Genomic DNA, 4,624 nt, shown 5'->3' with positions numbered 1-4,624 from the left:
ATCTACCTGCGCGCCGACCGCAGCCTCGATTATGGCCGGGTGATGAAGGTGATGGGCGAACTCAACCGCGCCGGCCTCAACCGCGTCGCGCTCGTCTCGGTTGGCGAGCAAGTGCCATGAAGATCGACCGCGCCGAGCTCGCCGGCACCGGTGCCGCGCTGGCCTTCCACGCCGCGCTGATTGCCGCGCTGTCGCTCAGCCTCGCCCATGTCGCGCAATATTCCGAACCGCCGCCGATGGAGGTCGAGTTGGTCGACGAGGTCGGGCTGACCCCGTCCGCGCCAAGCCCGCTCGCCGTCCCGCCGCCGCCGAGTCAGGCGCCTCAACAGGCCGTCGCCCCTTCACCCGAGGTCGCGCCAACGCCGCCGACACCGACGGTCACTCCGCTCCCCGCGCCGCGCGTCACGCCGACCCTGCCGCGCCCCGTCGCCGATCGCCCCGCGCCGGCCAGATCGGCACCGGCCAAGGCCCAGCCAAAGGTCTCGCGCATTGGCGCTGATTTCCTCAAGGGCATCGCCGACGCTCCTGCGACTGCCTCACAAACCAAGCCCGCAGCGGTGGTCTTCGACGCGGTCGCAAAGACCAGCGTGTCGGCAGCGATTGCGCGCCAGATACAACCGTGCGCGAGCCGACAACCGTTTATCGGCGAAGGAGCAAATCGTATCCAGCTCAGTCTCAATTTGAGGCTCGACCGTTCAGGTAGACTTACGCAGCCGCCCACGCTTGTCGGAAGTCCCAGCGGGATCGACGACGACAACTCGCGCTACGTCGACGTGGTGAAGGATCAGGCTCGCAGGGTGTATGCCGACTGCAGTCCGCTCCGACTCCCTGCCGAACTCTACCAGACCCCAAGCGGCGGCTGGGGCAACATCACGATCAAGTACAAGGTGAAATGAGGATGGATAAACTTCGCTTTGCCGCCGCGGCTGCGCTTTTATTGGCCACAGCTTCTGCCGCGCAGGAGGCGCCTCCGGTCGAAGTCGATATCGTCGGGGGCAGCATAAAAGCCGTCACCGCCATCGCCGTCCCCGCGATGCCGACCCCGGCGCCCGCCGACACCGCCGCCGGCCCGACCGCCGCGCTCGGTCGCCTGGTCGCCGAAGTCGTCGCCGCCGACCTTCGCGCGACCGGGCTGTTCACCCCGCTCGGCCCCGACGGGATCGGCGCCTACAGCTATGCCGAGGCCGGCGCGCCCACTTACGCGACGTGGCGCAGCGCCGGCGCGGCACAGCTCGTCACCGGCTATGTCGAGGCACGCGGCGACGGGCGGATCACCGTCGGCTGTTACCTCCACGACGTCGCCGCCGGGCGCGAGTTGACACGCCAGGGGTTCGCCGTCGCCGCGACCGACTGGCGCCGCGCCGCGCATAAATGCGCCGACACCGTCTATTCGCGGCTGTCGGGCGAGAGCGGTTTCCTCGATACCCGCGTCGTCTATGTCGCCGAGAGCGGCCCCAAGAACCGCCGCATAAAACGCATCGCGATCATGGATTCCGATGGCTCGAACCACCGCTACCTGACCTCCGGGTCGGCGACCGTCACCACCCCGCGCTTTTCCCCGCGCGGCGACAAGCTGGTCTACATGACCACCGCCGGCCGCCGCCCGCGCGTGATGATTATGGACGTCGCGAGCGGTACCGAGCGCAGCCTCGTCCCCGGCCTCGTCCTGACCTTCGCCCCGCGCTTTTCGCCCAACGGCCGGCAGGTCGTCTTCTCGATGGCGGCGGGCGGCAATACCGACCTCTATGTCGTCGACGCCGACGGCGGCATCCCGCGCCGGCTGACCGACACGCCGGGCGCCGATACCTCGCCAAGCTACTCGCCCGACGGCAGCCGTATCGTGTTCGAAAGCGACCGCTCGGGCACCCAGCAGCTCTATGTCATGAACGCCGACGGATCGGGCCAGAAGCGGATCAGCTTCGGCGGCGGCCGCTTTGCCTCGCCGACGTGGAGCCCGCGCGGCGACCTTATCGCCTTCACCAAGATCGCCGGCCAGTTCCGCATCGGCGTGATGACCCCGTCGGGCGGGGCTGAACGCCTGCTCACCGACGCGTGGCAGGACGAGGAGCCGAGCTGGGCGCCCAACGGCCAGTTCGTCATGTTCAACCGCATCCGCCAGGGCAGCACCGGCCAGACCAGCCTCTATGCGGTCAACATCAACGGCGGCAATCCGCGCCGCCTGCCCACCCCCCAGGACGGCAGCGACCCCAGCTGGTCGCCGCTCCAGCGCTAAGCCTCACAAGGAGATTTCCCCATGCGCAAGACCATCAGCCTCGCTCTCGTCGCCGCACTGCTAGCGACCGGCGCCTGCGCCCGCCGCGACAAGGCGGTCACGACCACTCCGCCGGTCGCGACCCAGACCGCGCCGACCACCGCCAACGAGGAGGATGTCGGCCTCGTCGAACTCCCCGGATCGCAGGCCGACCTCATCGCCAAGGCGGGATCGGACACGATCTATTTCGGAACCGACAAGTCGGACGTCGACGGCCCGTCGCGCACCACGCTGACCGCTCAGGCCAAGTGGCTGCTGGCGAACCCCTCCGTCCGCGCCTCGATCGAAGGCCATGCCGACGAGCGCGGCACGCGTGAATATAATATGGCGCTGGGCGAGCGGCGGGCCAATACGGCGCGCGATTATCTGGTGGCGCAAGGGGTGCCGGCGACCCGCCTGTTGGTCACCAGCTGGGGCAAGGAAAAGCCCGTCGCGACTGGAGCGGACGAAAGCGCCTGGGCTCAGAACCGGCGCGAAGTGACGGTGGTCGTCAAGTAACCGTTGCCCGCGTCGCGGGAGGAATCACGCCGCGTATTTCTGACCGCCGCTGACCGCCAGCCACGAGCGCGCCTGGCGCTGCGCCTCGGCGATCTCGCGCGCGGTCATCTCGATCGAGATTTCCGCCCGGCATTGCTGCGAGCGCGTATCGCCCGACAATGCGCCGAGGTTGAACCATTTGTGCGCCTCGACGAGGTCGACCGCGATGCCCCCGCGGCCCGTCGAGTAGCACACACCCAGTTCGAACAGCGCCTCGACATCGCCGCGCTCGGCATCGGCAAGCCGACTGCGGAGGAGGAAATCGGCACTCTTCTGTGAAATCGCAGCCATCTGTTGAACCCCTGTCCCTGATGACCAGACTTTCAGCCCCCAACTGCGAACAAATGGTTAACGCGGTAAATACCTCGCCAGCGTCCCCGGATTACACTGCGATATTGTCGATCAGCCGCGTCTTCCCGAGCTTCGCCGCCGCCGCCAGCCGCGCCTCGCCGCTCAGCGTCGCGAGCGGCTCGAGCGACGCTGCATCGACCAGCGCGACATAGTCGATGTCCGTGAACCCCGCTGCGGCAAGCGTATCGCGCGCCGCACCAAGCGCATCCTCGACTGGCGTACCAGCGCGTATCGCATCGCGCGCGGCATTCAGCGCTTGGGGCAGTGCCACCGCCCGCCCCCGCTCATCGCTCGATAGATACATGTTGCGCGACGACAGCGCCAACCCGTCGGCATCGCGCACGATCGCTACCCCCGCGACCTCGATTGGCAGCCCCAGGTCGGCGACCAGCCGGCGGATCACCGCCAGCTGCTGGTAATCCTTCTCCCCGAACAGTGCGACGTCGGGCAGCGTCGCGATCAGCAGCTTGGCCACCACCGTCGCGACCCCGTCGAAATGCCCCGGCCGCGCCGCACCGTCCCACAACTCGCTGATCCCGGCGATGGTGATATTGGTCGCGAAACCGGGCGGATACAGCTGATCCGCGGTCGGCAACCAGACGAGGTCGCACCCCGCCTCGTCGAGCATCGCCAGATCTTCCGCCTCGCGCCGCGGATAGCGGTCGAGATCCTCGTTCGCCCCGAACTGAAGCGGATTGACGAAGATCGTCGCCACCACTTGGCTTGCCCGCCGCCGCCCCTCGGCGACCAGTGCCATGTGCCCGGCATGGAGCGCGCCCATCGTCGGAACGAGCGCCATCTGCTCGTGGCCGGCCCTTCCCTTGGCCCGCAACGCTGCAATCGCCGGGTGTAACGCCGCTAAGTCACGGATGATTTGCAAGGATTTCCCCCCTCCGGTAGAGTGGAGTCCATTAGTTTCAGGGGGCCGGGGCCGCAATGAGCCAACCGCATTTCATCGTCTTCGCCAATGAAAAGGGCGGTACGGGCAAATCGACCACCGCAGTCCACACCGCGATCGCGCTCGCCGCGTCGGGCCACCGCGTCGGCGCGCTCGATCTCGACCAGCGCCAGCGGACGATGACCCGCTACCTCGACAATCGCGCCGCGACGATCAAGCGGCTCGACGTAGCGCTTCCGCAACCGGCGTTCGAAGTGCTCGAGCAGCAGGATGATGCCGGCCTCGCCGCTGCGCTCGACCGCCTCTCGTCCGCCGCCGACGTGATCGTCATCGACACGCCCGGGCGCGACGATCCGGTCGCGCGTGCCGCGATCCTTCGCGCCGACACGCTGGTCACGCCGATGAACGACAGCTTCGTCGATCTCGACCTGATCGGCCAGGTCGATCCCGACAGTTTCAAGGTCACCAAGCCTAGTTTCTATGCCGAACTGATCTGGAACAGCCGCACCCAGCGCGCCCGCGACACCGGCAAGAGCGTCGACTGGGTCGTGCTTCGCAAAGATCGG

Annotated in this window: 6 protein-coding genes and 1 pseudogene; 5 read left to right on the top strand and 2 right to left on the bottom strand. The window is 67.8% G+C overall.

Translation table 11 applies throughout. From position 1 onward, the window contains the following. The 4 genes and pseudogenes from Q0R27_RS08780 to pal form a co-directional block, all read left to right on the top strand. A pseudogene (locus Q0R27_RS08780) lies at nucleotides 1-120 on the top strand (protein TolR); the annotation flags it as partial. Continuing rightward, nucleotides 117-896, top strand: coding sequence for a hypothetical protein (locus Q0R27_RS08775; RefSeq protein WP_293943428.1), 780 nt, complete (start codon nucleotides 117-119; stop codon nucleotides 894-896). The pseudogene Q0R27_RS08780 and the gene Q0R27_RS08775, both read left to right, overlap by 4 nt. Nucleotides 897-898: 2 nt before the next feature. Then, the gene (tolB, locus tag Q0R27_RS08770; protein WP_366080106.1) at nucleotides 899-2,233 is read left to right on the top strand and encodes a Tol-Pal system beta propeller repeat protein TolB; all 1,335 of its coding nucleotides are present in this window, start codon (nucleotides 899-901) and stop codon (nucleotides 2,231-2,233) included. Nucleotides 2,234-2,254: 21 nt separating this feature from the next. After that, complete coding sequence (gene pal, locus Q0R27_RS08765) at nucleotides 2,255-2,770, top strand: peptidoglycan-associated lipoprotein Pal (RefSeq protein ID WP_293943423.1); 516 nt, start codon at nucleotides 2,255-2,257, stop codon at nucleotides 2,768-2,770. A 24-nt stretch (nucleotides 2,771-2,794) separates the two neighbouring features. On the opposite strand, the gene Q0R27_RS08760 is transcribed toward pal, so the two are convergent. Beyond that, a complete protein-coding gene (locus Q0R27_RS08760; protein WP_293943422.1) occupies nucleotides 2,795-3,100 on the bottom strand; it encodes an SEL1-like repeat protein in 306 nt (101 codons plus the stop codon). A gap of 91 nt (nucleotides 3,101-3,191) precedes the next feature. Beyond that, a complete protein-coding gene (gene panC / locus Q0R27_RS08755) occupies nucleotides 3,192-4,040 on the bottom strand; it encodes a pantoate--beta-alanine ligase (protein WP_293943420.1) in 849 nt (282 codons plus the stop codon). Nucleotides 4,041-4,096: 56 nt separating this feature from the next. Here panC and Q0R27_RS08750 point away from each other — a divergent pair. After that, the coding region (locus Q0R27_RS08750) for a division plane positioning ATPase MipZ (protein ID WP_293943418.1) at nucleotides 4,097-4,624 on the top strand (528 nt) is incomplete at its 3' end.

This window comes from Sphingomonas sp. (assembly GCF_025362505.1).
In the GTDB taxonomy this organism is placed as follows: Bacteria; Pseudomonadota; Alphaproteobacteria; order Sphingomonadales; family Sphingomonadaceae; genus Sphingomicrobium.
Note: the sequence above shows the minus strand (reverse complement) of the source record. Positions and strands in the feature narration are given on the sequence as shown.

What these genes read in the sequence shown, in the direction of transcription:
- Q0R27_RS08775 (WP_293943428.1), top strand. Translation starts at nt 117, where the DNA reads ATGAAGATCGACCGCGCCGAGCTCGCCGGCACCGGTGCCGCGCTGGCC.
- Q0R27_RS08760 (WP_293943422.1), bottom strand. Translation starts at nt 3,100, where the DNA reads ATGGCTGCGATTTCACAGAAGAGTGCCGATTTCCTCCTCCGCAGTCGG.
- pal (WP_293943423.1), top strand. Translation starts at nt 2,255, where the DNA reads ATGCGCAAGACCATCAGCCTCGCTCTCGTCGCCGCACTGCTAGCGACC.
- tolB (WP_366080106.1), top strand. Translation starts at nt 899, where the DNA reads ATGGATAAACTTCGCTTTGCCGCCGCGGCTGCGCTTTTATTGGCCACA.